General features: G+C 58.6%; 30 protein-coding genes. 13 read left to right on the top strand and 17 right to left on the bottom strand.

Annotation, left to right across the window (positions count from 1 at the left end):
• Positions 1-3: 3 nt before the first annotated feature.
• The gene (gene regB, locus ACR0CG_RS04720; RefSeq protein WP_480523041.1) at positions 4-1,401 is read right to left on the bottom strand and encodes a sensor histidine kinase RegB; all 1,398 of its coding nucleotides are present in this window, start codon (positions 1,399-1,401) and stop codon (positions 4-6) included.
• 91 nt (positions 1,402-1,492) lie between these two features.
• Between regB and ACR0CG_RS04715 the strand changes: the two genes are divergently transcribed.
• The 4 genes from ACR0CG_RS04715 (at position 1,493) to ACR0CG_RS04700 (ending at position 3,850) form a co-directional block, all read left to right on the top strand.
• The gene (locus ACR0CG_RS04715; protein ID WP_480491025.1) at positions 1,493-2,113 is read left to right on the top strand and encodes an SCO family protein; all 621 of its coding nucleotides are present in this window, start codon (positions 1,493-1,495) and stop codon (positions 2,111-2,113) included.
• Positions 2,114-2,189: 76 nt separating this feature from the next.
• Positions 2,190-2,744 (top strand): ActR/PrrA/RegA family redox response regulator transcription factor, encoded by a 555-nt coding sequence (locus ACR0CG_RS04710; protein ID WP_170612816.1) that lies wholly within the window; start codon positions 2,190-2,192, stop codon positions 2,742-2,744.
• A 131-nt stretch (positions 2,745-2,875) separates the two neighbouring features.
• Entirely contained in the window at positions 2,876-3,370 is a 495-nt protein-coding gene (locus tag ACR0CG_RS04705; RefSeq protein ID WP_170612818.1) for a lactoylglutathione lyase family protein, read from the top strand.
• Positions 3,371-3,454: 84 nt separating this feature from the next.
• Positions 3,455-3,850, top strand: coding sequence for a DUF805 domain-containing protein (locus ACR0CG_RS04700; protein ID WP_170612820.1), 396 nt, complete (start codon positions 3,455-3,457; stop codon positions 3,848-3,850).
• A 28-nt stretch (positions 3,851-3,878) separates the two neighbouring features.
• On the opposite strand, the gene ACR0CG_RS04695 is transcribed toward ACR0CG_RS04700, so the two are convergent.
• Positions 3,879-4,472: an HD domain-containing protein gene (locus tag ACR0CG_RS04695; protein WP_170680079.1), complete on the bottom strand. Its 594-nt coding sequence runs from the start codon at positions 4,470-4,472 to the stop codon at positions 3,879-3,881.
• Positions 4,473-4,678: 206 nt separating this feature from the next.
• Here ACR0CG_RS04695 and ACR0CG_RS04690 point away from each other — a divergent pair, with 206 nt between their 5' ends.
• Both ACR0CG_RS04690 and ahcY read left to right on the top strand, forming a co-directional pair.
• The gene (locus tag ACR0CG_RS04690) at positions 4,679-4,993 is read left to right on the top strand and encodes a hypothetical protein (RefSeq protein WP_480523040.1); all 315 of its coding nucleotides are present in this window, start codon (positions 4,679-4,681) and stop codon (positions 4,991-4,993) included.
• Positions 4,994-5,094: 101 nt separating this feature from the next.
• Positions 5,095-6,483 carry an adenosylhomocysteinase gene (gene ahcY / locus ACR0CG_RS04685; RefSeq protein ID WP_480523039.1) on the top strand — a complete coding sequence of 463 codons (1,389 nt, stop codon included), beginning with the start codon at positions 5,095-5,097 and terminating at the stop codon, positions 6,481-6,483.
• Between the two features lie 50 nt (positions 6,484-6,533).
• Here the strand turns inward: ahcY and ACR0CG_RS04680 are convergent, their stop codons facing one another.
• Positions 6,534-7,181 carry a DUF899 family protein gene (locus ACR0CG_RS04680; RefSeq protein ID WP_480523038.1) on the bottom strand — a complete coding sequence of 216 codons (648 nt, stop codon included), beginning with the start codon at positions 7,179-7,181 and terminating at the stop codon, positions 6,534-6,536.
• 191 nt (positions 7,182-7,372) lie between these two features.
• Between ACR0CG_RS04680 and ACR0CG_RS04675 the strand changes: the two genes are divergently transcribed.
• Entirely contained in the window at positions 7,373-7,714 is a 342-nt protein-coding gene (locus tag ACR0CG_RS04675; protein ID WP_170807098.1) for a DUF2853 family protein, read from the top strand.
• Positions 7,715-7,950: 236 nt separating this feature from the next.
• On the opposite strand, the gene ACR0CG_RS04670 is transcribed toward ACR0CG_RS04675, so the two are convergent.
• The 5 genes from ACR0CG_RS04670 to tsaD form a co-directional block, all read right to left on the bottom strand.
• Positions 7,951-8,979 (bottom strand): hypothetical protein, encoded by a 1,029-nt coding sequence (locus tag ACR0CG_RS04670; RefSeq protein ID WP_480523037.1) that lies wholly within the window; start codon positions 8,977-8,979, stop codon positions 7,951-7,953.
• 439 nt (positions 8,980-9,418) lie between these two features.
• Positions 9,419-9,841, bottom strand: coding sequence for an EVE domain-containing protein (locus tag ACR0CG_RS04665; RefSeq protein ID WP_480523036.1), 423 nt, complete (start codon positions 9,839-9,841; stop codon positions 9,419-9,421).
• Positions 9,841-10,110 carry a YciI family protein gene (locus ACR0CG_RS04660; protein ID WP_480523035.1) on the bottom strand — a complete coding sequence of 90 codons (270 nt, stop codon included), beginning with the start codon at positions 10,108-10,110 and terminating at the stop codon, positions 9,841-9,843. Before ACR0CG_RS04660 ends, ACR0CG_RS04665 begins: the two co-directional genes overlap by 1 nt.
• 1 nt (position 10,111) lies before the next feature.
• Positions 10,112-11,074 carry an NAD(P)H-dependent glycerol-3-phosphate dehydrogenase gene (locus ACR0CG_RS04655; RefSeq protein WP_480523034.1) on the bottom strand — a complete coding sequence of 321 codons (963 nt, stop codon included), beginning with the start codon at positions 11,072-11,074 and terminating at the stop codon, positions 10,112-10,114.
• A complete protein-coding gene (gene tsaD / locus ACR0CG_RS04650; RefSeq protein ID WP_480523033.1) occupies positions 11,071-12,168 on the bottom strand; it encodes a tRNA (adenosine(37)-N6)-threonylcarbamoyltransferase complex transferase subunit TsaD in 1,098 nt (365 codons plus the stop codon). Before tsaD ends, ACR0CG_RS04655 begins: the two co-directional genes overlap by 4 nt.
• 169 nt (positions 12,169-12,337) lie before the next feature.
• On the opposite strand from tsaD, the gene ACR0CG_RS04645 reads away from it, so the two are divergent.
• The 3 genes from ACR0CG_RS04645 to ACR0CG_RS04635 are packed head-to-tail and all read left to right on the top strand — an operon-like array spanning position 12,338 to position 15,779.
• Positions 12,338-12,979 carry a uroporphyrinogen-III synthase gene (locus ACR0CG_RS04645; protein WP_480523032.1) on the top strand — a complete coding sequence of 214 codons (642 nt, stop codon included), beginning with the start codon at positions 12,338-12,340 and terminating at the stop codon, positions 12,977-12,979.
• A 54-nt stretch (positions 12,980-13,033) separates the two neighbouring features.
• Positions 13,034-14,281 carry a COG4223 family protein gene (locus ACR0CG_RS04640; protein ID WP_480523031.1) on the top strand — a complete coding sequence of 416 codons (1,248 nt, stop codon included), beginning with the start codon at positions 13,034-13,036 and terminating at the stop codon, positions 14,279-14,281.
• 10 nt (positions 14,282-14,291) lie between these two features.
• On the top strand, positions 14,292-15,779 hold the full coding sequence (locus ACR0CG_RS04635; protein ID WP_480523030.1) for a heme biosynthesis HemY N-terminal domain-containing protein: 1,488 nt from the start codon (positions 14,292-14,294) through the stop codon (positions 15,777-15,779).
• Between the two features lie 77 nt (positions 15,780-15,856).
• Here the strand turns inward: ACR0CG_RS04635 and ACR0CG_RS04630 are convergent, their stop codons facing one another.
• The 5 genes from ACR0CG_RS04630 to ACR0CG_RS04610 are packed head-to-tail and all read right to left on the bottom strand — an operon-like array spanning position 15,857 to position 20,060.
• Positions 15,857-16,399, bottom strand: coding sequence for a DUF3833 family protein (locus ACR0CG_RS04630; RefSeq protein ID WP_170680051.1), 543 nt, complete (start codon positions 16,397-16,399; stop codon positions 15,857-15,859).
• Positions 16,396-17,013: a DUF3833 domain-containing protein gene (locus ACR0CG_RS04625; protein WP_480523029.1), complete on the bottom strand. Its 618-nt coding sequence runs from the start codon at positions 17,011-17,013 to the stop codon at positions 16,396-16,398. The genes ACR0CG_RS04630 and ACR0CG_RS04625 overlap by 4 nt, the downstream gene beginning before the upstream one ends.
• The gene (locus ACR0CG_RS04620) at positions 17,010-18,233 is read right to left on the bottom strand and encodes an MFS transporter (RefSeq protein WP_170612854.1); all 1,224 of its coding nucleotides are present in this window, start codon (positions 18,231-18,233) and stop codon (positions 17,010-17,012) included. Before ACR0CG_RS04620 ends, ACR0CG_RS04625 begins: the two co-directional genes overlap by 4 nt.
• Positions 18,233-18,775 (bottom strand): hypothetical protein, encoded by a 543-nt coding sequence (locus ACR0CG_RS04615; protein WP_480523028.1) that lies wholly within the window; start codon positions 18,773-18,775, stop codon positions 18,233-18,235. The genes ACR0CG_RS04620 and ACR0CG_RS04615 overlap by 1 nt, the downstream gene beginning before the upstream one ends.
• Positions 18,729-20,060 carry an NAD(P)/FAD-dependent oxidoreductase gene (locus ACR0CG_RS04610; protein ID WP_480523027.1) on the bottom strand — a complete coding sequence of 444 codons (1,332 nt, stop codon included), beginning with the start codon at positions 20,058-20,060 and terminating at the stop codon, positions 18,729-18,731. The genes ACR0CG_RS04615 and ACR0CG_RS04610 overlap by 47 nt, the downstream gene beginning before the upstream one ends.
• A 187-nt stretch (positions 20,061-20,247) precedes the next feature.
• On the opposite strand from ACR0CG_RS04610, the gene ACR0CG_RS04605 reads away from it, so the two are divergent.
• Positions 20,248-20,973, top strand: a complete 726-nt coding sequence (locus ACR0CG_RS04605) for an SDR family NAD(P)-dependent oxidoreductase (protein ID WP_480523026.1) — start codon at positions 20,248-20,250, stop codon at positions 20,971-20,973.
• Positions 20,974-20,975: 2 nt separating this feature from the next.
• Here the strand turns inward: ACR0CG_RS04605 and ACR0CG_RS04600 are convergent, their stop codons facing one another.
• Both ACR0CG_RS04600 and ACR0CG_RS04595 read right to left on the bottom strand, forming a co-directional pair.
• Positions 20,976-22,628 (bottom strand): DUF6504 family protein, encoded by a 1,653-nt coding sequence (locus ACR0CG_RS04600; RefSeq protein WP_480523025.1) that lies wholly within the window; start codon positions 22,626-22,628, stop codon positions 20,976-20,978.
• Positions 22,629-22,695: 67 nt separating this feature from the next.
• A complete protein-coding gene (locus ACR0CG_RS04595) occupies positions 22,696-22,983 on the bottom strand; it encodes an I78 family peptidase inhibitor (RefSeq protein ID WP_480523024.1) in 288 nt (95 codons plus the stop codon).
• 131 nt (positions 22,984-23,114) lie between these two features.
• Here ACR0CG_RS04595 and ACR0CG_RS04590 point away from each other — a divergent pair, with 131 nt between their 5' ends.
• Both ACR0CG_RS04590 and ACR0CG_RS04585 read left to right on the top strand, forming a co-directional pair.
• Positions 23,115-24,227 (top strand): S-(hydroxymethyl)glutathione dehydrogenase/class III alcohol dehydrogenase, encoded by a 1,113-nt coding sequence (locus tag ACR0CG_RS04590; RefSeq protein ID WP_480523023.1) that lies wholly within the window; start codon positions 23,115-23,117, stop codon positions 24,225-24,227.
• A gap of 94 nt (positions 24,228-24,321) precedes the next feature.
• On the top strand, positions 24,322-25,047 hold the full coding sequence (locus tag ACR0CG_RS04585; RefSeq protein ID WP_480523022.1) for an NYN domain-containing protein: 726 nt from the start codon (positions 24,322-24,324) through the stop codon (positions 25,045-25,047).
• A 21-nt stretch (positions 25,048-25,068) separates the two neighbouring features.
• Here the strand turns inward: ACR0CG_RS04585 and ACR0CG_RS04580 are convergent, their stop codons facing one another.
• Both ACR0CG_RS04580 and ACR0CG_RS04575 read right to left on the bottom strand, forming a co-directional pair.
• A complete protein-coding gene (locus ACR0CG_RS04580) occupies positions 25,069-26,007 on the bottom strand; it encodes a DMT family transporter (RefSeq protein ID WP_480523021.1) in 939 nt (312 codons plus the stop codon).
• A 153-nt stretch (positions 26,008-26,160) separates the two neighbouring features.
• The gene (locus ACR0CG_RS04575) at positions 26,161-26,574 is read right to left on the bottom strand and encodes a group III truncated hemoglobin (RefSeq protein WP_480523020.1); all 414 of its coding nucleotides are present in this window, start codon (positions 26,572-26,574) and stop codon (positions 26,161-26,163) included.
• Positions 26,575-26,601: the final 27 nt, after the last annotated feature.

Raw genomic sequence — 26,601 nt, 5'->3', positions numbered from 1 at the left:
AACTCAAACCTCGATCGGCTGGTTGAGCCCGGACGGTACCGGCGTATCCCCGGTCTGCGCGTCAATCAGGTTGCGCGGCCACGACACTTTGACGATGGCACCCCGCCGTTCGGGATTGTCGGTCAGCGACTGGTAGGGGTCGGAACCGTTGGCAAATTCCAGCTCCGCCCCGCTGCGCTCAAGCAGGGTTTTCGCGATGAACAGACCCAGGCCCATCCCTTCGTATTCCGGACGGGTCCGCTGATCGGTTTCGGTCCTGCGCCGCCGCATGAACGGATCACCGATGCGTCCGATCATCTGCGAGGGGTATCCGCGCCCGTCATCCATGATGTTGACGGTAATCTTGTCTTCGGTCCACTCGGCCTCGACCCAGACATTGGCGCGGGCGAAATCCACTGCGTTCTGAATTAGGTTGCGCAATCCGTGGATGATCTCGGGCTTTCGCAGGATCGAGGGCTGTTGGACATCGCCGCCCTGCGCCGGACCTTCGGCAAAATGCACTTGTTTGCCCCGGTTGATATGTGGCTCTGCCGCTTCAAAGGTGACGGTTGAAAGCGGCGCTTGGCGCAGATGCAGGTCGTCTTTGCCTGCCCGACCCATATTGCGCAGAATATCGCGGCACCGGTTGGCCTGTTCGCGGATCAGGGCCGCGTCTTCTTTGAGATCAGGCCTGTCGTCCAGCTCTTCAAAAAGCTCGGAACTGGTCAGTTTGATTGTGGCAAGCGGCGTACCCAGCTCATGTGCCGCAGCAGCCACGACACCCCCCAGATCCGTCAGTTTTTGTTCACGCGCCAAGGCCATATGCGTGGCCGAAAGCGCCTCGGACATGGACTGCACCTCGGAACTGACCCGGTGCGAATACGCGCCAAGAAAAACGATGGCGATCACGATCGCCGCCCAGTTGCCGAACAGCAGGATATCGGGGATTCGCAATTCGAGCCCCAGATTGGTGCGCAAGGGCAGGTGAAACTCGGCCAGCAGCGTGGTCAGGACGATTGCCACGGCCCCGACAATCAGGGTGGAACGGGTGCTCATGACACTGGCCGAGATCGTCACCGGGCCGACCAGCAGCAAGGCGAACGGATTGTTCAGCCCGCCGGTCAGGTACAACAGGAAGGCCAGCTGCAGCAGATCGAACAGCACCATCAGAAAGTTCTCAAACTCCGACAGGCGTTTGCTGCGGGGAAACAGAAGAATTGCGGTCAGGTTGCCCATGACCGAAACGCCTATGGCCAGGTAGCACAAACCGGCCTCGAGCTGCACATGATAGGTTTGCTGCGCCACGGTGATTGCCGTGATCTGCCCGACGATGGCGACCCAGCGCAACAGGATCAGGGTGCGCAACCGGATCCAGCTGCTGCGTTCCTGACCATGCCAAAATGTGATGTTGGAATCTGCCATGGGTCAATTATGTCCTATTGCACCGGTTCCTCATGTTGATAGGTGTCCCGACCGAAACGATCAACAACCCCTCTGGTATCAGGATAACGTCATGATCCGCCTTTACGCCATTCTCGCTACCGTCATTCTTGCCGTTGGATTGGGCGCCGTCTGGCTGCTGGTGCAGGGTTCAGCGTCGGACGACAAGTTTGCCCAATGCCGGTCCAGCCAGATCGCCGGTGGCGCAGCAGCCATTGGCGGGCCGTTTGAACTGGTGAACGCGCATGGCGATACTGTCACCGACAAGGATGTGATCACCGAACCGACACTGGTCTATTTCGGTTATACGTTCTGCCCCGATGTCTGCCCCTTTGACATGTCGCGCAATGCCGAAGCGATCGACATCCTGGCCGAGCGCGGGCAGTCTGTGACACCCCTGTTCATCTCGATCGACCCGGATCGCGACACGCCCGAAGTGGTCGGGGACTATGCCTTTAACCTGCATGAACGGATGATCGCGCTGACCGGCTCGCCCGAACAGGTCAAGGCCGCCAGCAAGGCCTACAAGACCTATTACAAGGCGCAGGACAAAAGTGACGAGTATTACCTGGTCGACCACTCGACCTTCACCTATCTGGTCACGCCCGAGGACGGGTTCCTTGAGTTTTTCAAACGTGACGACACTGCGGAGCAGATTGCTGACAAGGTCGGCTGCTTTCTGGATCAGACGTGATCGGTTTGACCTTTGTCATGGCGCTGCTATGACTTAGTGCTAGGCCGAAGGCAGGAAACAGCGGAAAGAGCGGAATATGGCGGACAGTCCTCAGTATGATATCGGGCCCGATAAATCACTGCTTCTGGTCGATGATGACGAGCCGTTCCTGAGACGTCTGGCAAAAGCCATGGAAAAACGCGGATTCGAAGTTGAAACCGCAGGCTCGGTCGCGGCAGGGCGCGCCATTTCCACCGCTCGGCCCCCGGCCTATGCGGTTGTCGATCTGCGGCTTGAGGATGGCAACGGCCTGGATGTGGTCGAAGTGCTGCGCGAAAAGCGCCCCGACAGCCGGGTCGTGGTGCTGACCGGATATGGTGCGATCGCGACTGCAGTGGCCGCTGTGAAGATCGGCGCGACCGATTACCTGTCGAAACCTGCCGATGCTACCGACATCACCAACGCGTTGCTGGCCAAGGGCGACGAACTGCCCCCGCCCCCGGAAAACCCCATGAGCGCGGACCGCGTCCGCTGGGAGCATATCCAGCGGGTGTATGAACTGTGCGACCGGAACGTTTCCGAGACAGCACGGCGGCTGAACATGCACCGCCGGACGTTGCAGCGGATTTTGGCGAAGCGCAGCCCGCGTTAAGATCGAACCTAAGCTGGCATTCTCCCTTCTCTGGATGTGGAAACTCAAACAAGCGCACTATTTCGGAAGGTATTGGCAAGGGCTGCTGATACCCTTCCTCTTGTTTGCTGTTGAACGAGGAGTTTCCAAAGATGTCTGCACTAACATTTTCCCACATCGGAATAACCGTTCCGGACCTTGAAAAAGCGGTCGAGTTCTACTCCAAGGCTTTTGGGCTTTATGTCCTCATGGAACCCACCGAAGTGCTGCATGACGACAGCGCCATAGGCCAGATGTGTGACGATGTTTTTGGTGAAGGCTGGGGTTCATTCCGCATTGCCCACCTGTCGATGGGGGATGGAACCGGCATTGAACTCTTTGAGTTTCCGAACACAATCGAAGAGGAACGGCCGTTTGAGTATTGGCGTCGCGGTCTTTTTCATTTCTGCGTGCAAGACGCCAATCTGGAAGAGCGGGTTAAGATCATAGAAGAGTTAGGCGGAAAACAACGCATGAGCCAGATCCGAAAATACTATCCTGGCGAAAAGCCTTATCGAATGGTCTACATGGAAGACCCGTTTGGGAACGTATTTGAACTTTATAGCCACTCGTACGAACTGACTTATTCGGCGGGCGCGTACGTATAGGTTTGTCGGCGGCCGCACAGACGGCTGCATATCAAATAACAAGAAAAAGTGATATGTGAATGCCGTCCAATTGCGGAGGGCGGCATGAATAATCTTTCGACGGCATTTCGGCGGGCACTGTCAAATTACGCCAACTTCCACGGTCGCGCTTCGCGCGCGACCTTTTGGTGGTGGGTCCTGGCCGTATTTCTTGTTCTTTTGGTGACGCGAATTGTCGATGGTGCATTGATCGCGCCGATGCTTGGATTTGGCGCGTTTGAACCGAGCGCGGGCCAGCCGCTCTCAGTTTTGGTGTCACTTGGGCTGTTGCTTCCCAATGTGGCGATCGGGGCCAGACGTTTGCACGACATCGGGCGAACCGCTTGGTGGTTATTGATTGCCTTCATTCCGCTAATCGGAACCTTGGTTTTGATCTACTTCTACATTCAGCCAAGCGAGAGTGGTTTAAACCAGTTTGGAGAACCTGACACTTTCCCTTGAAGTTCCAGGTGGAATACGGGGATTTGGGCTACAGTTTCTTTAAAAGTTCCTCGTGACGCGCAGAATACGCCCGCCGAACCTCAACCGGCGGGCGCAACCGGATTTCCAAACCTTCTATGACCGCCCTATCCGGTCGGCCAAAGAACTTTGTCGCCTCAGCCTCGGAAAACCCCGCGATCTGCGTCGCCTCCATCCAGGCGCTGATCTTGTCGGCCTTTTTGATTTGACGTTTCACTGTTTTCGGCACCTCGGCAGGCAGGCCGAACCGGATGTGGATGGCAGCAGCCAGTCGATCATCCAGCGCGCCGTAATCTGGCCCTACGGCAGATTTCACCGGGGAAATCATATCTCCTATCACGTATTCGGGCGCATCATGTAACAAAGCAGCCAGCCGCCATTTTGCCGGTGCCTTGGGGACAATCCGGCCGAATAACTCTTCGACCAACAGCGAATGTTCGGCCACGGAATAGGCGAAATCTCCGTCCGTCTGCCCGTTCCAACGGGCCACAAACGCAAGTCCGTGGGCGATATCTTCGATTTCGATGTCCACGGGCGTCGGATCCAGCAGATCCAGACGCCGACCTGACAGCATCCTCTGCCATGCCCGGGGTTGTGTTGCCATTATACCATACCTCTCGCGACCCGCCGCGATTGCGCCTCATTTTTAGGGTATGATGTACCTGTCTGGATCACTGGCTGCCAACGTTTTCTTGAGCATTCGTGCTTTGAAGGAATGACAGTCAATCCCGACATAAAGAACTGAGGGGGGCACGCGCTCCTCCCGGTGTGCCCCTCTCGTAGCGAAACCCGTAACGAAAGGAGCTTGTCATGTTCAAGCGATTGTTCTCAATAGCCCTGACATTCGGCATGGCCGCGACAGCGCCGCCGGTGTTGGCCCAAAGCTGCGCAGTGCGCGAACACGTGATTTCCAACTTGCAGGACAAATATGCCGAGGAACTCGCCTTTGGCGGTCTGCAGAAATCGCGCGGTGCGCAATCGGTCATGGAGGTCTGGACCTCAAAGGAAACAGGCAGCTATACCGTTCTGGTGACACAGGCCAATGGCATTACCTGTATTGTCGCCGTTGGCACAGATTTCTTCGAGGCGATCCCGATTATCAAGCCTGAGGGTGCGCCAAGCTGAATTTGACGGCATAATTCCCTGTTTCCGGCTATCCAAGTTGCCACCTGCATAAAGGAATGCTAGGGCACTCCGGATCGTGATTTACCGGAGTGGAGCACCTTATGGCCGGGGACTTTATCGTCAAAGACATTTCATTGGCCGGGTTTGGCCGCAAGGAGTTGGATATTGCCGAAACCGAGATGCCGGGCCTGATGGCCCTGCGCGCGGAATATGGTGAAGCCAAGCCGCTGAACGGTGCGCGCATTGTCGGTTCGCTGCACATGACCATTCAGACCGGCGTTCTTATCGAAACGCTGGTTGCGCTGGGCGCCGATGTGCGCTGGGCATCGTGCAACATCTTCTCGACCCAGGATCACGCAGCCGCCGCGATTGCCGAGGCGGGTATCCCCGTCTTCGCCATCAAGGGGCAGACACTGGAAGAGCACTGGGATTATCTGGACAAATCCTTCCTGTTCGAAGATGGCCCCAACATGATCCTGGACGATGGCGGCGATGCGACGCTGTACATCCTGCTGGGTGCCCGTGCCGAAGCGGGTGAGGACATCATCCCTGTGCCGTCTTCCGAAGAGGAAGAGGTGATCAAGAAGCAGATCGCCAAGCGCATGGCAGCAAGCCCGGGCTGGTTCACCAAGATGCGCGACCAGATCCAGGGCGTGTCCGAAGAAACCACCACTGGCGTGAACCGCCTGTATCAGCTGGTGAAAGACGGCCATCTGCCGTTCCCGGCGATCAACGTGAACGACTCGGTCACCAAGTCGAAGTTCGACAACAAATATGGCTGCAAGGAATCGCTGGTCGACGGTATTCGTCGCGCCACCGACACCATGATGGCCGGCAAGGTTGCTGTGGTTTGCGGTTACGGCGACGTAGGCAAAGGCTCAGCCGCGTCGCTGCGCGGTGCAGGCGCCCGAGTGAAAGTCACCGAAGTTGATCCGATCTGCGCGCTGCAGGCCGCCATGGACGGGTTTGAAGTGACCCTGCTGGAAGACGAAGTCGCATCGGCAGATATCTTCATCACCACCACCGGCAACAAAGACGTGATCCGCATCGAGCATATGCGCGAGATGAAGGACATGGCCATCGTCGGCAATATCGGCCACTTCGACAACGAAATTCAGGTGGCCAGCCTGAAAAACCACAAGTGGACCAACATCAAAGAACAGGTGGACATGATCAAAATGCCCTCGGGCAACCGTCTCATCCTGCTATCCGAAGGGCGTCTTCTGAACCTCGGCAACGCCACTGGCCACCCGTCTTTCGTGATGTCGGCCTCGTTCACCAACCAGGTTCTGGCGCAGATCGAACTGTTCACCAAGGGTGACCAATACAAAAACGAAGTCTACATCCTGCCCAAGCATCTGGACGAGAAAGTTGCGCGCCTGCATCTGGACCGGATCGGCGTGAAGCTGACCCAGATGGACAGCGAGCAGGCGGCGTATATCGGTGTAAAGCCGGAAGGCCCCTACAAGCCCGAGCATTACCGCTACTGATTGCGGCGAAACTCAGGAAAACGGCGGTCGATCCGGCCGCCGTTTTTGTTTCAGCGTAGTGGCGGCATGAAATCTCCGCGACCCTGCGGTGTGAAATCCAGGATGTTCCAAAGCGGCCATGCCGCATCTATGTGCCGCGGATGCCAGTCGCTGGGCTCAAAGAACAGCTCGGATCCCCAAAAATGATGAATTCCGTCCTGATCCCGTTGAAACACGTTCAGGATCGGCAGTTGATTACCGTCTTCCGTTTCAGCCAGATAGTCACGCTGGTATTCCGTACCAAGCGCTGAAAACAGGGGCAGATCATTCCAGCCCATCTGCATCTTTAACGCTGCCAGCTTCTGAGGCGTATTCTCGGCTACGACCAGAATCGATATTTTCCTTCGGATATGGGTGACTTGCCCGTTCAGCCCATCCAGAAATGCCGAACACATCGGGCAAGGGCTGGTGGCATTCGGCCCGTACATCAGAGAATAGATGGCAAGCGTGTCATGTTCGCCAAACAATGAAGACATCTTCGCGGCTTCACCGTCCAGCGACCTGAACGCATAGTCGTCTGGTACTTGCCCGCCTTTTGGCAGGCTGCGACGCATGGCTGCGACGGATTCGATTTGCGCTCTTAGTTCGGTTTCAGCCGTCAACAAAGCATTCCTGGCATTGCGATATTCGGGACTTTCGTTTGGCAGGGATACGGTCATTGCTTCCTTCGCTTTCATTATTTAACACTTATGTTAAATTAAAGCTGCGTTTCGATCAACCCCTGCTTATCCAATGGCGTTTACCTTAGGGGGGAAAGCGCGGTTTTTTTCCCTTTGTGCAAATCTCCACGCCCGCTACCGTATGTGCTGTGCTGAATGGACAGGACATGAACATCTAACAGGAGACGAAAATGGGAAAACGCGACGACCTGATCGCCAAGTATGCCGATGACCTGAAATCCAAATGCGGCATGGACCCGGACATGGACCTGCTGACCAAGGTTACGATTGGATGTGGTCCCGCCATTTATGACGCAGACGCCGCGACCGTGGCTGCCAGCCAGGAAAGCGAGCTGGAAACAGTCAAGAACAATTTCCTGATCAAGAAACTTGGCCTGTCCGACGGCCCGGAACTGATGGAAGCGATCAACAAGGCCATGGAAACCTATGGCATGTCCGAGCGCAACAAATACCGTGCTGTCGTCTATTACATGCTGACAAAGCATTTCGGCAAAGAGTCGGTCTACGGCTGATCCCGGATTCCGAATCTGATTGCGCCTGAACGGGAATCGACACCCGCTGATCTTACGGCGGGTGTGCTTAGTTTTACTTATATTCTAAACACTTGATTGTTGAACGACCTGCAAGAAACCGGGTAGGTTCAGTTCAGGACTAGGACGGTCAGAGCCAAGAATTCTATACACGTGTGGTGAGTTGGGAGCACGTGGGGTAGGGAAGGTTCTGCATCGTCGGAACCTTCCCGCATATTTCAGTTTGCGCCGCCCAACAGGCGGGCGATGAACTGGTCAAATCTGGTTTGTTTTTCGTCGCCGTCGCTTTTGCTGCTGCCGCCGCCACGTCCAGCCAGATACACCTCAATGCGGCCGGGCCTGGTTTTCACGTTGGAATCCGTAAAGTCTCGGGAAATTGCACCCAGGGCTTTCGCGGTCAGTGCCGCCATTTCCGCATCGTTCGGGTGATAGAACCGAACCTGGGTTTCCTTGACCGAATATCCCACCCGGGCTGACGCCACCACATTGGCTTCACCGTCGGCCAGAACTTTCAGCGCCACGTTTCGCGCATCCTCTGTAACTCGGGTCGGCACAATCAGCGCGACCTCGATATCCAGTTCTGGTTTTAAGTCAGGCAGTACTTCATCGGGCAATTGAGGCTCGACAATCATGCTGACTGGCGGGTCGGGGTTCAACGCCACCAAGCTGACCTGCGGTTCATCGGGCAGGTTTTCAACCTCTGTTTTTGCGACTTCCACATCATCGATAACTGCGTCTGGGGTTACTGCATCTTCGGCAACTGCGTCTTGAACCACTGGGTCTTCAACAACTGCGGCTTCTACAATGGCATCTTCGACGACCGGGGCTTCGACCACGCCTGTTTCGACTTGATCGGCCGGGGGACTCAGGTCTTCCTGAGGCGCAGGCGCGCTTTGCGCTTCTGCAGACAGGGCAGTCAGCTTGGGGTCCGGCTGTGCAACACTGTTGGAAAAGGCAGGGCTCCCTCGTTGAAGGGGCATCAGTTCCGCTCCGGGAAGGTTGATGCTGGCCACTTGGCTTCGCGGGTACACCTTTTTTCGGGAGGCCGGCGGTTCAGTTGCAATAGTGTCCGGTGCGGCAATCCTGACCGGAGGCTCATTCTCGGGGGCAGCAACCTCAGCAGTTAATTCGGGATCGCCCATCGCCGCGTCCAGAATGGCTTCATCTTCAGCGACCTGAGACCATTTGGTGGTGACCTTGGCACCGCCCCATTGCAATGCCGCGCCGCATGTCATTGCGATAAGCACAACAAGCAGGAGCCTTGTCGTGCCGCGATTGCGTTTCTTGTGCGGTCGAATTTCCGGATGTACAGGTTCCGAAACCGTTGGATCGGGCGCAGGGTCCGGGATTGCCTGCGCAGTATCCTTTGATCGTGCTACAGCTGGAATTTTGGCTACGCCATTCCTGGGGGCTGACCCATTCGTACGCGCCAGCGCCTTCTGCCGCTGCTTTCGCGCCTCTTCAAGTCGCGCCTCCCAATTTTTTGGGTTTCGCGGCTTGGACTTCCCAGTACTGCCTCTGGCGTCAGACATGGCTCAGACTTTCGAACAAGATCAAACTATGAACAAACAACACCAGAAATTAAGGTATCGCCAAAACCACAACCGAGATGCCCCCAACAGGCGAATTCCATTGGGTTATAGCATTTTGGAGGTCGCTTGAGAAGGTTTAGGCCCAAGAAGCGTTTCAATCAGGGCGGGTTTGCCCCAACGCGCAAATGGCGTCCCATTCCGATTCCGTGACCGGTTGCACGGAAAGTCGGGAGTTTTTGACCAAAACCATTTCGGCCAGACGCTCATCCGACTTGATCTGCTCCAAAGTGACTGCAGTCTCGAAAGGGCGAACGGCTTTGATATCTACGCAATCCCACCGGTCGTCATCCGTTGTGCTATCGGGATGCGCCTCGGCACAGACCTCGACGATGCCGACTATGGCCTTGTCTTTTTGCGAATGATAGAAAAAGCCGCGATCGCCTAAGGCCATCTGTCGCATGATATTGCGGGCCTGATAGTTGCGCACGCCGTCCCATTCCTCGCCCGTCTCGCCCTTGGCGACCTGTTGATCCCAGCTCCAGGTGGAAGGTTCGGATTTGAACAGCCAATACGCCATCAGCCAATGACCTTCTTCCAGGGAACCAGTTCGACCGATTTGAACAACCCAGCTTTGGCATAGGGATCGTTGTCGGCCCAGCTTTGCGCGGCTGCCAGATCTTCAACTTCCAGAATGATCATCGAACCAATCATCGCGTCGCCGTTCAGAAGCGGACCGGCCTGTGCCACGACGCCGGTTTCTTCGATATAGGCCAGGTGCGCAGCACGATTGTCCAGTCGCGTTTGCAGCGCCCCGTCCTTGTCGCGGGCGATCAGAGCGATCAGCATTTTATTCCTCCTTCAAAGGGCGATTGAGCAGCGATTGAATCGCCTTGGTTACACTGTATTCACCATGGCTGAGTTCCGCCACTGTTGTACTGATGGGCATGTCCAGTCCCTCGGCCCGGGCAATGTCGGACATGGCTTTTGCGGTGGCCACACCTTCCACTGTTGTTCCGGGGTCGAAACTATCGTTTCGACCCAAACTAAGGCCAAAACGATAGTTTCGCGACAACTCGGATGAACATGTCAGGACAAGATCCCCCAATCCCGACAGGCCCATCAAGGTCTCGGGCCGTGCGCCGCGCATGGCCGCGAAGCGCTGCATTTCCGCGAACCCCCGTGTCATCAGCGCCGCGCGAGCACTGTCGCCAAGACCGGCGCCGATACAGGCCCCACAACCGATGGCCATCACGTTCTTTAGCGCCCCACCCAATTCGGCGCCGATCAGATCAGTTGTCCGATACAGGCGCAGGTTGGTCGTTGTAAGCGCGTGTTGCAGGTGCTGGCCCGGTTCATCCTCATCGCAGGCCAGCGTCAGCGCGGTGGGCAAGCCGCGCGCGATGTCGTCGGCAAAGCTGGGACCGGTCAGCAAAGCGGGCCTTACATCCCGGGCGGTCTGGCGGATGACCGAAACCGGTCCAAGCCCGGATGTCAGTTCAATCCCCTTGCAGCAGGCCACAAGCGTCTTGTGCCGCAACAAAGGTGCATGTTCCGTGATGACTGCGCGAAGCTGCTGCATGGGTACGGCCAGCAACAGAACATCGTTGCCGGCAGCGACTTTGATATCCGACGTCACGGCGATATTCGGGCCGAGCTGAATGCCGGGAAGGCGTTTCGCGTTCTCGCGCCCGTCCTGCATGGCCCGCGCCTGATCCTGCGAGTGCGACCAGAGCGTCACAGGCCCATTTCCGGCAAGTGACACGGCCAGCGCTGTACCAAACGCGCCCGAGCCTAGGACTGAAATGCTCATGCCTTGGCGCCTTTCTTGCCGCTTCCCAGCATGGCCGGGCTGGTTTGGTCCAATGGCCACCGCGGGCGGGCGGTCAGGTCCAATCCGTCAAGTGTGCCACTGCGGAACCGTTCCAGCCCGGCATAGGCGATCATGGCCGCGTTGTCCGTGCACAGGTTCAACGGGGGTGCCGTGAACCGGGCGCCGGTTTCCGCGGAAACAGTCTCTAACGCTGCCCGAATTGCCCTGTTGGCCGCCACACCCCCTGCCACTGCAATGACAGATTCAGATGGCTTTTCGCCGAGATAGTGGGTAATCGCCCGACGGGTCTTTTCCGCCAGAGTATCGACGACGGCCTGTTGGAAGCCCGCACACAGGTCGGCCCGATCCTGACGGGTCAGGCCGTCTTTTTCACTCACGATCTGGTCCCGCATGCGCATCAATGCGGTTTTCAGGCCCGAGAATGACAAATCACAGCCCGGACGATCCAGCAAGGGCCGGGGAAAGCGGAACCGGTCCGGGTTGCCCATACGGGCTTCAGCCTCGACCGAGGGGCCGCCGGGTTGCGGCAGTCCCAGCAATCGGGCGGTCTTGTCGAACGCTTCCCCTGGCGCATCATCGATCGTGCCGCCCAAACGGGTGAATTGGTCAGGGCCATGGGCGATCAAATATTGGCAATGCCCGCCCGACACCAGCAGCATCAGGTAGGGAAATGCAATGCCGTCGGTCAGGCGCGGTGTCAGAGCATGCCCGGCAAGGTGGTTGACCCCAATCAGGGGTACGCCGGTTGCAGCACTCAACCCCTTGGCGCACATGACACCCGAGATTACCCCGCCAATCAGTCCCGGGCCGGCCGTCACCGCAATCGCGTCCATATCGCGAAGGTTCAGGCCGGACTCGTTCAGGGCCTGCGCCACGCAAACATCCAGCTTTTCAGCATGGGCCCGCGCGGCGATTTCCGGCACGACGCCGCCAAAGGCACTGTGAAGCTCTGTCTGGCCATGCACGACAGAGGACAGGATTTCAGCCCGCGCACCCTCGGTCTGGCGCACCACGGCGGCGGCCGTATCGTCGCAGCTGCTTTCCAGCCCCAGAACGGTAAGTGTTTGCACCATTGGCCTGATCCGTTGCATCATGATTGCAAAGCGGGGTATCACCCTGCGCGGACGCAAACAATCCCAAGGCCGAAGGCGCCGATAGTTGTATTTGTTGATGACCCGCCCTCACGCCGCATCCGAAAGGTTTGTTGCACAGTTGCCAAACCGCGTCAGATCGCGGGTTCAAGTGATTTACTCCCCGATTCTGGATATCAGGCCGCTTGCCGTTCAGGTTGACACAAAGGGAATGCGCGGGTTGATCTTCACCTCCGCAAACGGGGTCAATGCAGCGGCGTCGCTGGGCGTAACGCGGAACCTTCCCGCCTTTTGCGTCGGTCCCGCAACAACGTCCGCGGCCCTGTCCGCAGGATGGACTGCCCGGATGGCGGGGCAGACGGCAGAGGAATTGATGGGAGATCTGCTGCAACTCAGGCCGCAGACCCCATTGCTGCACATTCGGGGGGAACACAGCCGGGGCAATATCGCCGAGCGGCTGACCGAATCCGGCCTGACCGTGCATGAGCAGCCGGTCTATCAGCAAAAGCTGCTGCCGCTGTCGTCCGAGGCCGAGGAAATGGCGAACGACGATGATCCGGTCATTGCGCCGTTGTTTTCCCCCCGCTCGGCGCGACAATTTGCCGATATCTGGTCCGGTTCTGCCCCTTTATGGCTAGCGCCAATCAGCGAAGCGACGGCTGAACCGCTTTATGCATTGAACTATGCCCGGCTGAAGGTAGCGAAACAACCGACGCCGGGGAAAATGCGGAAAGCCGTGAAAAAGCTTGTGAAACACGCGATGCGGGTTGAGGGAAAAGAGAGCACGGATTAACTTGGTCAGGTCTGTTGTTCAGGATTTTTTGGAATCGATAAGGGGAATGTGACGGTGGCTGGTAAAACGAAATCCGATCAGGAGCCGGAGAAAGACCCTAAGTCGGAAGATATTGCCGAAAGCGTCGAAACTGAAGCCACGGATCAACCGGATAGTAAGCCCCTTGACGCGGCTGACCAGCCTAACGACGTAGTTTCCGAAGCCGAAGCCGAAGCCGAAGCCGAAGCCGAAGCCGAAGCCGAAGCCGAAGCCGAAGCCGAAGCCGAAGCCGAAGCCGAAGCCGAAGCCGCGCTTGCGCCGGTTGCAGAAAAAACTGTCGAACGGGTTGCGGAAAAAAAGGGCGGGTTCGTGCCAGCCCTGATCGGCGGCGTGGTCGCGGCGGCTATCGGCTATGTCGTGGGCAGCGGGTATCTGACCAATGGCTCGGGTTCAGAAGACGCCCTTTCCGCGCTTGAGGCGAAACTGGCCGAACAGTCAGACCAGATTGCGAAGCTTTCGAAATCTCTTGCGGACGCTCCAGATGTTACCGGTCTTTCCGATCAGATGACGGCTCTGGCTGACAAGCTGGCCCCGGTCGAAACGGATTTGGGTGCCCTGAAATCCAGTGTCGACACACTCAGCAGCAAGCTGGCTCCTCTGGATACCCGCCTGAGTGATCTTGAAAGCAACGCTCTGACCCAGGGGGCATCTCAGGAAACATCAGCTGCCTTCGAGGCTGAGCTGAAAAAGCTGCAGGATTCCCTGGCCGCACAGCGCGCCGTGGTCGAGAAGATGGTAAGCGACGCACAGGCGCTCGAGGCGAAAGCTTCGGCCGAAGCACTGGCTGCGACAAACGCAACGATCGTGTCGCGCCTGCAGGGCCAACTGGATGCGGGCCAGCCTTATGCCGATCTGGTGGCCGAACTGAAAGCCAATGGCGTGGATGTGCCTGACGCCTTGTCGGGTCCGGCGGACAAGGGTGTGGACAGCCTGTCCAGCCTGCGGGCCTCGTTTGATCCGGCGGCCCGGGCGGCGCTGGCGGACGCTCGTGATGCGGACAAAGGTGCGGGCGTGATTGCATTTTTGCAGCGCCAGACCGGCGCCCGGTCAGTTACACCGCAGGATGGGGACAGCCCGGACGCGATCCTGTCGCGGGCGCAGGCCGCTTTGGCCAGCGGGGACCTGCCGGCGGCGCTGAATGAACTCAAATCCCTGCCTGAAGCCGGACAATCGGCAATGGCAGACTGGGAACAGGCGGCTCAGACACGGGTCGCTGCTGTAGCCGCCGCAAATGCGCTTCAACCAAGCGCAAACTCGAACTGAAGGGCCTGCCATGCTGTGGTCATTGTTTAAGATTCTTGTTTTTGTTGCGATTATCGGTCTGCTGGCCATGGGCGCAGGGTTCCTTATGGAAACCAGCGGCGGTGTTCAGATCACGGCCGGGGGCACGGAATACACGTTAGGGCCGCTTCAATCGGTGATTGGGCTGGGTCTGCTGGTCCTGGGTGTCTGGCTGTTCTTCAAGTTGCTCAGCCTTTTGGTTGCGACGCTGAAATTCCTGAATGGCGACGAAACCGCCTTGTCGCGCTATTTCGACCGCAGTCGCGAACAGCGCGGCTATCAGGCACTGGCTGATGGCCTGATGGCGCTGGCTTCGGGGGAAGGACGCATAGCATTGAACAAGGCCACAAAGGCCGAAAAACTGTTGAACAAGCCCGAGCTGACGAACCTGCTGGTGGCGCAGGCGGCCGAATTGAATGGCGACACCAAAAAGGCGTCAGAGACCTACAAGAAACTGGTTACGAACAATTCGACCCGTTTTGTCGGTGTACGCGGCATCATGAAACAGAAACTTGCCGAAGGTGATGATGAAACCGCGCGAAAGCTGGCCGAAAAGGCGCTGGCGATCAAACCGCGGCATCAGGAAACGCAGGATATTCTGCTGGGCCTTCAGACCAAGGCCCAGGACTGGGCTGGCGCGCGTTCCACACTGACGGCCAAACTGAAAGCGGGCCAACTGCCGCGTGACGTGTTCAAGCGCCGCGATGCAGTTCTGGCCCTGTCCGAGGCCAAGGATATTCTGGACGAAGATGCGACTCTCGAACAGCAGGAGCACGCGATAGAAGCCAACAGGCTGTCACCCGATCTGGTTCCGGCCGCTGCAATGGCTGCGCGGGCCTATATCGCCAAGGGCAAGCCCCGGGCGGCAACCAAGATTCTGAAAAAAGCCTGGGAGGTTCAGCCTCACCCCGATCTGGCGCATGCCTTTGCCGAGATCGTGCCGGATGAAACGCCATCCGAACGGATCAAGCGCTTTACGGCACTGACCCGCATTCATCCTCAGCATCAGGAAACCCGGCTGATACTGGCGGAACTCAATATCGTTGCCGAAGATTTCCCCGAAGCCCGCCGCGCGCTGGGCGATGTGGTGGAAAAACAGGCAGATGCCCGGGCCTATACGCTGATGGCTGCAATCGAGCGCGGCGAGGGTTCGTCGGACGCGGTGGTGCAGGGGTGGCTGGCCAAGGCGCTGAACGCGCCGCGTGGTCCGCAATGGGTCTGTGACAACTGTCACGACATTCAGGCTGAGTGGGCCCCGGTCTGCCAGAACTGTCACAGCTTTGATACGCTCAGCTGGCAAACGCCGCAAACACCGGAAATCGCCAGTGCCACAGGGGTGCACATGCTGCCTCTGATCGTCGGTGCGCTCGAGGATAAATCCGAGCCGGAACAAGACGTTGTGGATGTTTCGAGTGACGAGGCGGAAGTGATCGAAATGGATGCTGAGCCAGTCGAGGACAAAACCGAAAAGTCGGCCTAGTGTTCAGACAGAATGCGGTGCCCAGCCGTTTGGGGCGTCAGGCTGCGGTTGCATGACCGTGGCCGCTCATCCCCGAACTACTTCTTTTCGAAGAACAGGATAACCTCGCCCAAACGGACGCCAAATCGTGACAGGTACGCACGATTGAGAAGCCTGTCGTCGTCCAGCAGCCACATCCAGTCATCGAAATCGGCCCGCATCGTGCCGTCTTTGACCGGCAGGTCGATGCTGTACTTCCAGTTGAATGTGTCGCCCCGCTCTATGCCTGATGCGGTGCCCAGCACACCCGGGGCTGTTCCGGTCCAGGTATCCTCACCTGTCTTTGTCAGGGTCCAGACACGTTGCTCGGTCGCGCCGTCGTCATAAGTGAAGTCTTCGACCAATGTCAGTGTTTCGCCGGTCCACCTGCCTTCAATATCGACCGTGAAGCGGCGCGAGACATTGCCCAAAACATCCTGAAACTGCCCATAGGCCACCGTCTGACCGTCAAAGAATTCCTCAAGGTTCAGTTGGCGATCAGAAAGAAAGGTCTTGGGAACCTTTGGCTTGGCGGAACAGGCGGCAAGGATCATAAGCGCGGCAATGGCCATACAGCCTGCCAGAAAGCGGCGAAAGGTCATTGCAGTGGCCTCGCCTCGGTTGTCGTGTCGCGACCATGTGCACCGTTCAGGTGCTTGGTCTTGACCGCTGGGGCGGGGCGCATGGTCGCTATCAACTCGACGACCTTCACCCCAAATTTCCGCATCTCGGACCGGTTCATGATCGCGCCGTTTTCGGTGAGATACATCCAGTCTGTGACGTCCAGAATATGCCCGCCGGCGTCTTCAGGCAGCACGATCCGGTAGGAAAGTCTGACGGTCGAGCCTGCGATAACGCCCTTTCCTTCTCCGACAATATCGTCTGCGGTTGCCGTGAAAGTGTTGCCGGCGCCCAGGGTCAGGTACCATTTGCGGGTAATTTGTTTGCCGTTGGAATAGCTGAAATGCTCGGTCAGCGTCCCGGAATTTCCGGTCCATTCCCCCACCATGCGCGCGACAAAGCTGTTGGACATCTTTCCGTTTGGCCCAAAGATCAGCCCTTCGGACAGGATTTCCCCGTTCAGTTGCTCTTTCAGCGAAAACTTCGGACCTGTGTCGGAATAGTCTGCGGGTGATTGAGACCGAAAGCTGAAGTAGCGCCTTTTTGCAAACAACAGGGCAAGCAGGGCAAACAGGAGAATTGCAAGGAGTTTCATTGGACGGGCTCCTTTGAGGGCAACGTCAGGACCAATCCGAACGCGCCAAGTTTCAGAATGCAGGGCAGCACGGCGTAAGCCAGGTTGAGTGTTTTCAATGCCTGGGCCGAGTTAGCCTGTCCGGGGGTGAATCCGCTGCGTTCAAGCAGGGGCAGTGTGAAGAAGGCGGCCAAGGCCAGACCCAGTTTTCCAGCGAAAGACCAGATGCCAAACGCAGCCGAAGCATTCAGCCCGGCACGTGTCAGAACCACCGAGAACATGGCGGGCAAGACCACCATGTCTGCCCCCAGCGCCGCGCCCGAGGTCATGCAGATCAACGCAAACCCCGTGAGGTTCCCGGTAGCCAGAAGGGCCGCCCCGACAAAGCTGGCAATCGACAGAGGCATCGCAATAATCAGAGTCTGTTTAGGGCCAATTCGGTTGCTGAGACGCGCCCAGAACGGAACACTTGCGCCCGCGCTAAGGAAAAACAGGATCAAAAGAGGTCCCGCTTTACCAGGCAGTTGCAGCCGGTCTTCGACAAAGAAAAGAAAGAGTGTGGATGTTATTGCCACAGGCAGGCTGTTTACAAGAGCAAGCACCAGCAGCCTGAGCGCACCAGCCTGGCCCAGGCCGGAATATGTCAGCCCTTCTCCGGTTATCGGCGGTCGCCGCCACATGGGGAAAGTCAAAACTATTGACAGGATAGCCATTATCCCAAGGAACAGCCCAAATGCGGGATATCCTTGCGATTGCGCCCCAAGGGCCGCCAGCAATGCCGGCGCACCTGCGGCAAGGATCACTCCGGCCAATTGCCCGCTTTCCCGATAGGCGGCCAGCGTCATCAGCTCTTTCGGGTCAGGCCGTTTGGCAAGTGTCGCGCTGCGGCCATAAAGCAGGATAGTGCCAAGGCTATAGGCTGAAAACAACAGGATCAGAATGGCGACCAAAGCCGCCACACTTGCGCCCTGAGGCAATGAGAATAGCAGGGGAAATCCGACCGCCAGACCCGCCATGGCCATGGCCGCGAACAGAACCTGCGCACCTGGCCAACGGTCTATGGCCCAGCCGATCAGTGGATCCTGCACCAGATCGATCAGGCGGATCGCCAGAAGTACCGTGCCGATCGTGGCCAGTCCAATGCCCAGATTGACAGCCGCAAACCGAGGCAAATGTATGTACAGCGGGATACCGGCCGCAGCAAGCATCAGCGCATACAGGCTGACCCGCGGATAAAGCATCATTTCCCCAACAGCGACTGGGTGAAAGCGGCAGAGCGCGTGTTGTCCCCAACGAAGATCGACATAAAGCTGCGTGTGATCCCCGGGTAAGCCATCGTGCATGTCTTGCGACCGTTCAGCCAGAAGCTCACTTTGTCCGGGCCCTGGGACACGGCCAGAAAGGTGTCGCCTTTGCTGACGGCGTCGAAACAACCATCCAGCTGTTGCCGAACCGGGGCGGCGCGTCCGATGCGTTTCATTTCATCCAGTGTCGAGTTCACGAGCGCCTTCTTTGTCAGGTTCCGCCGATAACGCAGTTCCAGGCCAAAATCTCTGCTCCAGCTGAGCGGCGCCCCACCTCGCGTGAACAGTTGCGCGTCATACAGAGGAAAGCCCAGGTACCGGAAGGTCGCCGCGCCGCGCGTCTGAGCATTGTCCAGAACACCAAAGACCGGAGAGGCCGCCAGCCCGCCCGGGGCAAGCATTGCAACGGACAACAGCGCGGCACGCCAGCTGTTATGCGTCGGTTGAAACAGGGATGGCAGCTTCTTCAGGAACGCCATGTTCAGCTCCGGGTGTTTGCGAGTTTCCTTTGATCAGCCCGACAACATGCATTGCGCTGGCAATCCCGTCTTCATGGAACCCATGTCGATTGTAGGCTCCGGCAAACCATGTCCGGTTTTGCCCCTGCATGTTTCGGATCTGCGCCTGCGCCTTTATGGCGGCCTTGTCGAAGACCGGATGCGCGAATTCCACCTGATCATAGATCTTGTCGTCGGCGATTTCGGTCGGCGCATTCAGCGTAACGAACAGAGGATCGCTATCAGGAATGTTCTGAAGCCGGTTCATCCAGTATGTCACGCCTACCTGTCCGGCTTGCGACCGGTAGGTCCAGCTGGACCAGCATGCGCGCCGACGCGGCATCTGGGCGGGGTCGCAGTGAAGCGTTGCGACATTCGGCTGATACCGGATCGCGCCCAGGGCAGCCTTCTCTGATGCAGTGGCGCCCTGGCCCAGAACGGCAAGTGACTGATCCGAATGGGTGGCCAGTACCACCTCGTCAAACAGGTCCGAGACACCCTGGCTGTGAATTGTAACTCCCAGATCGCTGCGCTGAATGTGATCAACCGGTGCGGCCAGGCGGATCTCACAGCCACGCGCACGCAGTGCGGCATCGATCCGGCGGACATATTCGATGCTTCCGCCCGTGACTGTGTACCATTGATGCTGATTGGCGCGGCCAGAGGCCAAAAGTGCGTGGTTGCGGAAAAACTGAACCAGTGAACGGGCCGGGAACTGGTCGACGAACTCGACCGGGGTGGACCAGATCGCGCCACACATTGGCATCAGATAGTTGTGGCGGAACCAGTGACCCAGGCGCAACTGGTCAACCAGTTCGCCAATTGTGGTGTCGTCATCCTTGGCCGCATCGGGTGCTTCTTTGCCAAAGCGCAAAATGTCCGCAATCATCTTGTAATAGGCAGGGCGTGTCAGGTTACGTTTCTGCGCCGTCAAGGTTCGCAGGTTGTTCAGCCCGTACTCGATCCGGCCGTTGTCGATGGTTGCCCCGAAACTCATCTCGCTTTTGCTGACGGGAACGTTCAGTTCATCGAACAGGCGCGTCAGATGCGGGTAGGTGACGTAGTTGAATACAATGAACCCGGTGTCGACGGGCTGGTCGCCGTTCCTTCCAGCCATAACCGTTCGGGCGTGACCACCCAGCCGGGGCTCGGCCTCGAACACGGTTACGTCGTTGTCTTCGGAAAGGTAATAGGCTGCAGAGAGGCCTGAAATGCCTGCGCCGATGACTGCGATTTTCTTGCGTACACGCGGGGTTTCGTCGAACATTCCATCCTCGTTATGCGTTATTTACTGAGATACGCGGGGCCAAAGACAGTGGATCAATAAAAAGCAATGCTTTGCTGTATCTTAGCATCCCAAGGCCGTTTGAGGTGGCATCCCCAGGTCCGGACGGTGGGTGATCCTTTCGGGTCACCGGTGCGTAAAACGACTGTCACAACCGGAATGAAAAGGCATGATCGATTTTGATGGAAAGACCTACTGGATCATTGGCGCAAGTGAAGGGCTGGGCCGCTCGCTGGCCGAGGCGCTGAGCAACAAAGGGGCGCATCTGGTCCTGTCCGCCCGCAACGCCGAACGTCTGAAAGAAATCTGCGGGTCGCTGCCCAATGCGCGCGCCGTTCCATTTGATGTCGCGGACCTTGAGGCGGTTCGCCGTGCGCGGCAACAGGTCGGAGAGGTTGACGGACTGGTTTACAATGCCGGCATCTATGAGCCGATGCCCGCAAAACACTGGGATACCGAGGCCGTTCTCGCGATGAATGACGTGAATTTCACGGGTGCCCTGCGGGTTCTTGGCGAAACAGTGCCGGGCTTTGTTCAGGCTGGTCGCGGGGATATCACGCTGATCGGGTCGTTGTCGGGTTATCGTGGGTTACCGGCGGCGATTGGTTACGCCGCCAGCAAGGCGGCGCTGATTTCATTGGCGGAATCCATGCGGCTTGATCTTGCCGGCACCGGTGTGACTGTGCGCATCGTCAACCCCGGTTTCATCAAGACCCGGCTGACCGAGAAGAACAAATTCAAGATGCCGATGCTGATGACGCCGGAAGATGCGGCAAACCGTGTGGTCAAGGCGATGTCGCGACGCCGGTTTCGCACCGATTTTCCGGCTCCGTTTTCGTGGCTGGTCCGGTTGTTTGATTATCTGCCGGACTTTCTGGTGTTTCGCGGCAGGTAGTATCAGCCGAACTGCCCCTGACAGAACCAGCCCGCCGACAGGGTGCCGCCATGGCCGTAAAACAGCCAAAGCCGCTCACCCTGTTCCGTCACCACCACCCAGTAATCGCGCACCCCGCTGCGCCAGTTGGGATCGTCCAGCCACCACTCGGGCGCGATGCGTTCCGGACCGGTGGCCTGCGCCAGCTGCCAGTCCCGCCCGCGCCAGCGAAAGGCACCGGGCACTTCTGGGGTTTCCGGGGCCATTACCGGTTCGGGTTGCCACATCTGCAAAGGCCGGGGGCGTGGCGGGACGGGCCAGTTGCGGGCGGGTTCCGACCACGCGGCGGCCAGGGTCTGAGCCGTTTTCTCGGGAATGTGAGACGCCGCCGGGTGGCGCCGTGTGATCGCCTCCAGACCCACCCGCGCGCCCAGTTTTCCGATCAGGTCTTCGACGGCTCTGTTGCCCTCCAGCCGTTCGCGGGCCGCGCGGCTGGCTTCGGCATGGCCGGTTCGGGTCCGGGCGTGGATGGGCTCGGACTGAACCGCCTCAAGTCGCAGCATGTCGATGCCATAACCTGCGTCGATCTTGTCGATTTTCATCTCTAACAAAGGGCGAATACGGTGTTTGTCATAGGTTGGGCGAGCCAGACCGACCTCGATGATCTCGGCCGCCTGATCCGCACGATGCGCTTCGAGCCGTAGGGTACGGACGCCGCGGCCCTTCTCTTCCAATCTGGCGCAGAGCGTGGGCAAAACCCGGTCGATGGCGGCCATCACGTCCTCGACCAATCCGATCGGGTTGGGCAGGGTCATCCGCACCGCAAAGTGATGCGGCGGACGGGCGGGCGAGACCGGCTCGGGGGCGCTGCCCATCGCCTGATCCAGCCGCAGCACCAGCCCCCGCCCGAACCGCCGCGCCAGAGAGGCGCGGGGCTGGCCCAGCAGATCGCCGATCCGGCGCAGGCCCAGCCGGTTCAGCTGCGCCACCACCTGATCCTCGAGCCTCAACGCTGCGATGGGCAGGGGGCTGAGCGCGCCATAGGATTGCCCCGGCGCTGCGATCCGTGCGCCGCCACCCAGTGCCATCACTTGCGGCGCGGCCCCGCCTTTGGTCCAGTGCCGCCGCTTGCCTGCGCGGGCGCGCGTGGCGCGGGCCTCCTGGCTGATGGCGTCACCGTTGCGGTCGGACGTGGCCTCTTGCCCGGCATAGCGCGCCAAGGCCCAGGCTGCCCCCAACGTATCTGCGATGCCCATCTGCACGCTCAGCCCCATATCGGCGCAGTCGGTCTCGATCACGCTCAGCAACGCTTCTTCGCCACCGAACAGATGTGCGCAGCCCGACAGGTCGACAATCAGCCCGTCCGGTGATTCCTCGGCCACCCAAGGGCTGAACTTGCCCACCCAGCGACGCAACGCGGTCAGAAACGCGGCCTCGGCCGGGGCATTGCGGGGGCGTGTCACAAGTGCTGCACACATGGCATGGGCGTCGCGCACCGGCTGACCCACGCGCAGACCGGCGGCCTGGGCTTCGGCGTTCAGCGAGGTGACGACCTGCATGTTCGATTGCTCGGTCACCACGGCCAAAGGCCCATCCTGCAGGCCCCGCGCGGCGCGGACCAGCCGTTCAGCCCCCAGACGGGGGAACCACAGCGAAAGTATTCGGCGTTTGGGCATCGGCAGACATCAAAGTGTTCTCATTTTGTTCTTATCTGAGAATCGATGCCAGAGTCGAGTCCGACCCCTAGCCGCAGGCCAGCCGCTGAACGATCCCGGCCCCGTTCACGTAAACGTTCAGTCGGTCGATGCGGTAATCCTGTGTGGCGATGTCATCCGGGCCCAGTACACGGGCTCGCTCGGGCAGGTCCGCCTGAATGCTCGAGACCGGCTGGCCAACGGAATCGGCAAAGGATTCCCCCTTGCAAAAGGCCAGTTCCACCGAAGCGGCTTGGGGGGTGGCGGCGACATCTTCGGGAATGCTGGTGTCGGTACAGGCTGCCAGAAGGATCACAAGCGGGATTAATCGAAGCATTGGCGTTCCTCTTTCTGACAATGTCGTTTCTGCAATATCAAACAATTAGCCAATTTGCCATCAAAGCGCAGTTGAAAACGCTCTGCAATTGACGCAGGGTCGGGGCAATTTAAGACAGGGAGACAAACACCATGCGTACCCGTGCCGCCGTTGCCGTTCAGGCGGGCAAACCTTTGGAAGTGATGGACGTGAACCTTGAAGGCCCCAAGGCGGGCGAGGTTCTGGTTGAAATCAAAGCCACCGGCATCTGCCATACAGACGAATTCACCCTTTCAGGTGCTGACCCCGAAGGCCTGTTCCCGGCCATTCTGGGCCACGAAGGCGCAGGTGTTGTGGTCGAGGTTGGTCCGGGTGTGACCAGCCTGAAGCCGGGCGACCACGTGATCCCGCTTTACACTCCGGAATGTCGTGAGTGTGAATACTGTCTGCATCCCAAAACAAACCTGTGCCAGGCGATCCGCAGCACGCAAGGTCAGGGCCTGATGCCCGACGGCACCTCGCGCTTTTCGACGCTGGATGGCGATCCGATCCTGCACTACATGGGCTGTTCGACCTTCTCGAACCACACGGTTCTGCCGGAAATCGCGCTGGCCAAGGTGCGCGAGGACGCACCCTTCGACAAGATCTGTTATATCGGCTGTGGTGTGACCACCGGCATCGGCGCGGTGATCAACACTGCCAAGGTCGAAATCGGCAGCCGTGCCATCGTGTTCGGTCTGGGCGGTATCGGCCTGAACGTGATTCAGGGCCTGCGTCTGGCCGGAGCGGATCAGATCGTCGGCGTCGACCTGAACCCGTCCAAGGTCGAGATGGCCACGAAGTTCGGCATGACCGATTTCGTGAACCCGAAAGAGGTCGAAGGCGATCTGGTCCCCTATCTGGTCAACCTGACCAAGGGCGGTGCGGACTACACCTTCGACGCCACCGGCAATGTCGGCGTGATGCGCGCAGCACTGGAATCGGCGCATAAGGGCTGGGGTGAGTCGATCATCATCGGCGTGGCGCCCGCGGGGGCCGAAATCTCGACCCGTCCGTTCCAACTGGTCACTGGTCGTTCATGGCGCGGCACCGCCTTTGGTGGCGCCCGTGGCCGGACCGACGTGCCCAAGATCGTCGATTGGTACATGGAAGGTAAGATCGAGATCGACCCGATGATCACCCACACCATGGGGCTGGATGACATCAACCACGGCTTCGACCTGATGCATAAGGGTGAGAGTATCCGGTCGGTCGTAGTTTACTGATCAGATTAAAAATAATCACGGGGCGGGCATTTTCCCGCCTCTTTTCGTTCATACATTCCTCACTACGAATTGATTTGTGAGTTGAGGAATTGAAGTGACGACAGGGAGTACGGACCGGCTGGCGGTTTTGATTGATGCGGAGAATGTTCCGGCAAAGCATGTTGTCGAGATTTTCGAGGAAGTCGCTACATTGGGTGAAGCCAGTCTGCGCCGGATCTACGGAGATTTCTCGGGTGACGCTCCACAGGGATGGAGCGCAGAGAAACTGGCGAAATACGCCATCGTTCCTCATCAGCAGTTCGCCAACACTACTAGGAAGAATGCCGGAGACATCGCCCTGGTGATAGATGCGATGGACATTTTACATTCGGGCCGGTTCGACGGGTTCGTTCTAGTATCCTCGGACAGCGATTTCACGCGGCTTGCCAGTCGCATCCGTGAACAGGGGTTGAGCGTGTTCGGGATTGGCGAGGAGAAGGCACCTTGGGCATTCAAGGCAGCGTGCAACCGCTACATTTCAATCGAAAACATCAAGAAGGATGAACCGCAGGCTGCGAGCGACACCAAGGGAAAGAATTTGGCGCCAATAAAGGAAATCAACCACGCCTCTCAACTCATTCGGAATGTTGTGCTCAAATCTGCAGAACCCGACGGATGGGCTGAGCTTGGCTGGCTCGGAAATCAACTGCTCAAGAATTACCCCTCTTTCGACACGCGATCATACGGGTTCGGACGCTTGAGTGATCTTGTTCGCGCGACAGGAAAATTTGAAGAGGCAGGCGTAAACGGAGGCCTGAAGATCAGGCCCAACGACAGGTAAAGATTCATGTGCGCGGTGGCGCTACTCCCCCGGTCTCGACGCCCCCGTATCCGACCTTGGCGATCGGACCCGCAGAACGGGTGTGTTAGCCGAAGTGGTATTGGACCGGCTTTCGCGCCAGACCACAAAAACGCCTGATGCAATGATGATGCTGGCGCCGACAGCGACCCAGCCGTCGGGCTGTTCGCCAAAGAACGCCATTCCGAATATCGTGGCCCAGATGATCTGGCTGTACTGGCTGGGTGCAACCACCCCTGCAGGTGCTGAACGATAGGCCATGATGATCAGATGTTGCGCGATCACCGAGAAAACGCCGACAAGGGCCATCATCGCCAGGTGCAGCAGCGATGGAGGCAGATACACCGCCGGTTGGGCGAGGCTCATCACAACGATGGCCAGCAGCATAGGGTAGAGGATCAGAACGGCCGAGCGTTCTTCGTTTCCGATCTTGCGTACCAGGACCGAGGCAAAGGCGCTGCAGAAGGCGGCCGTCAGGGCGGCCAGATGGCCCAGCGTGATATCCGTTGTGCCCGGGCGCAGAACGATCAGCACGCCGATCAGGCCCACGCCGACCGCGGCCCAGCGTTGCGCGCGAACCACCTCGCCCAGAATCGGAATCGACAGGACCGTGACGATCAGCGGGAAGGAAAACAGCAGCGAATAGACCTCGGCCAGCGGGAGGACCGAGAAGGCATAGAACGCGCAGGACATGGCCGTGACCATCAGTCCGGACCGCAGCAGGACCAGCCATGGATGATGGGGTAGAAAGTTTCCTGTCGTCCGGTCGGTCAGGATCGTGACCGCCATGGGGACAAAGGAAAACAGCGTGGCGAAAAAGATGATCTGCATCACCGAATAGGTGCCGCCCAGGACCTTGATCAGCGCGTCATGGCTGGCAAAGACCGCAAAGCCCAGAAACGCGTAGCCAAGTCCCCGAAGGGTGGAGTTTTGAGTGCTCATCAGTTGGCCTCGGGTCGTGGGTCGGTGTGGTTGCGATCGACGCGGCAGCCCGGATGAATTCTCGGGCTGGCTTTTCCTTTGACTAAACACATTTTCCGGGGGCGGATAGCCCCTATTTTACCGCTAACATGGCAAAGCCGCCATGATCGGAGGTCATTGCAGGATCGGCGGCGCGTCCTTGGGCTGGCGTGCCGATTGCACTCCGGCCTTCATCCCCACGCCGATGCGACGAGCCAATGCGACCCACGGCGTGGCGGTTTCAGGCGGTAGCGTTTGGGTGGCGACTTCTTCGAACAGGTCGAGCCAGCGGGCGAAAAGTTCGGGTTTCACATCGGGTCGTTCGATATGGACTCGCTGCGGGTTACCGTCATAGCTGCGCTCGAACAGGATGGCATTGCGCCAGAAGGCGGCGATCTTTTCCTCGTGCGCGGGCCAGTCGTCGACATGGTTGGCAAAGACCGGGCCAAGCACGGCATCCTCGCGCACACGTGCATAGAAAGCGCGGACTTGCGCGTTGATCTGGTCCGGTGTCGCCGGAAAGCGTGGGGGCAGGGTGGGGCGGGTCATGACGATCCTGGGATTCGACTCTGTTCT

Source organism: Ruegeria sp. AB8 (assembly GCF_056542605.1).
This window is presented reverse-complemented; position numbering and strand designations above follow the sequence as displayed.

Coding starts and splice junctions, on each gene's coding strand:
- regB (WP_480523041.1), bottom strand. CDS start 1,401: ATGGCAGATTCCAACATCACATTTTGGCATGGTCAGGAACGCAGCAGC.
- ACR0CG_RS04715 (WP_480491025.1), top strand. CDS start 1,493: ATGATCCGCCTTTACGCCATTCTCGCTACCGTCATTCTTGCCGTTGGA.
- ACR0CG_RS04710 (WP_170612816.1), top strand. CDS start 2,190: ATGGCGGACAGTCCTCAGTATGATATCGGGCCCGATAAATCACTGCTT.
- ACR0CG_RS04705 (WP_170612818.1), top strand. CDS start 2,876: ATGTCTGCACTAACATTTTCCCACATCGGAATAACCGTTCCGGACCTT.
- ACR0CG_RS04700 (WP_170612820.1), top strand. CDS start 3,455: ATGAATAATCTTTCGACGGCATTTCGGCGGGCACTGTCAAATTACGCC.
- ACR0CG_RS04695 (WP_170680079.1), bottom strand. CDS start 4,472: ATGGCAACACAACCCCGGGCATGGCAGAGGATGCTGTCAGGTCGGCGT.
- ACR0CG_RS04690 (WP_480523040.1), top strand. CDS start 4,679: ATGTTCAAGCGATTGTTCTCAATAGCCCTGACATTCGGCATGGCCGCG.
- ahcY (WP_480523039.1), top strand. CDS start 5,095: ATGGCCGGGGACTTTATCGTCAAAGACATTTCATTGGCCGGGTTTGGC.
- ACR0CG_RS04680 (WP_480523038.1), bottom strand. CDS start 7,181: ATGACCGTATCCCTGCCAAACGAAAGTCCCGAATATCGCAATGCCAGG.
- ACR0CG_RS04675 (WP_170807098.1), top strand. CDS start 7,373: ATGGGAAAACGCGACGACCTGATCGCCAAGTATGCCGATGACCTGAAA.
- ACR0CG_RS04665 (WP_480523036.1), bottom strand. CDS start 9,841: ATGGCGTATTGGCTGTTCAAATCCGAACCTTCCACCTGGAGCTGGGAT.
- ACR0CG_RS04660 (WP_480523035.1), bottom strand. CDS start 10,110: ATGCTGATCGCTCTGATCGCCCGCGACAAGGACGGGGCGCTGCAAACG.
- ACR0CG_RS04655 (WP_480523034.1), bottom strand. CDS start 11,074: ATGAGCATTTCAGTCCTAGGCTCGGGCGCGTTTGGTACAGCGCTGGCC.
- tsaD (WP_480523033.1), bottom strand. CDS start 12,168: ATGGTGCAAACACTTACCGTTCTGGGGCTGGAAAGCAGCTGCGACGAT.
- ACR0CG_RS04635 (WP_480523030.1), top strand. CDS start 14,292: ATGCTGTGGTCATTGTTTAAGATTCTTGTTTTTGTTGCGATTATCGGT.
- ACR0CG_RS04630 (WP_170680051.1), bottom strand. CDS start 16,399: ATGACCTTTCGCCGCTTTCTGGCAGGCTGTATGGCCATTGCCGCGCTT.
- ACR0CG_RS04625 (WP_480523029.1), bottom strand. CDS start 17,013: ATGAAACTCCTTGCAATTCTCCTGTTTGCCCTGCTTGCCCTGTTGTTT.
- ACR0CG_RS04620 (WP_170612854.1), bottom strand. CDS start 18,233: ATGCTTTATCCGCGGGTCAGCCTGTATGCGCTGATGCTTGCTGCGGCC.
- ACR0CG_RS04615 (WP_480523028.1), bottom strand. CDS start 18,775: ATGGCGTTCCTGAAGAAGCTGCCATCCCTGTTTCAACCGACGCATAAC.
- ACR0CG_RS04610 (WP_480523027.1), bottom strand. CDS start 20,060: ATGTTCGACGAAACCCCGCGTGTACGCAAGAAAATCGCAGTCATCGGC.
- ACR0CG_RS04605 (WP_480523026.1), top strand. CDS start 20,248: ATGATCGATTTTGATGGAAAGACCTACTGGATCATTGGCGCAAGTGAA.
- ACR0CG_RS04600 (WP_480523025.1), bottom strand. CDS start 22,628: ATGCCCAAACGCCGAATACTTTCGCTGTGGTTCCCCCGTCTGGGGGCT.
- ACR0CG_RS04595 (WP_480523024.1), bottom strand. CDS start 22,983: ATGCTTCGATTAATCCCGCTTGTGATCCTTCTGGCAGCCTGTACCGAC.
- ACR0CG_RS04590 (WP_480523023.1), top strand. CDS start 23,115: ATGCGTACCCGTGCCGCCGTTGCCGTTCAGGCGGGCAAACCTTTGGAA.
- ACR0CG_RS04580 (WP_480523021.1), bottom strand. CDS start 26,007: ATGAGCACTCAAAACTCCACCCTTCGGGGACTTGGCTACGCGTTTCTG.
- ACR0CG_RS04575 (WP_480523020.1), bottom strand. CDS start 26,574: ATGACCCGCCCCACCCTGCCCCCACGCTTTCCGGCGACACCGGACCAG.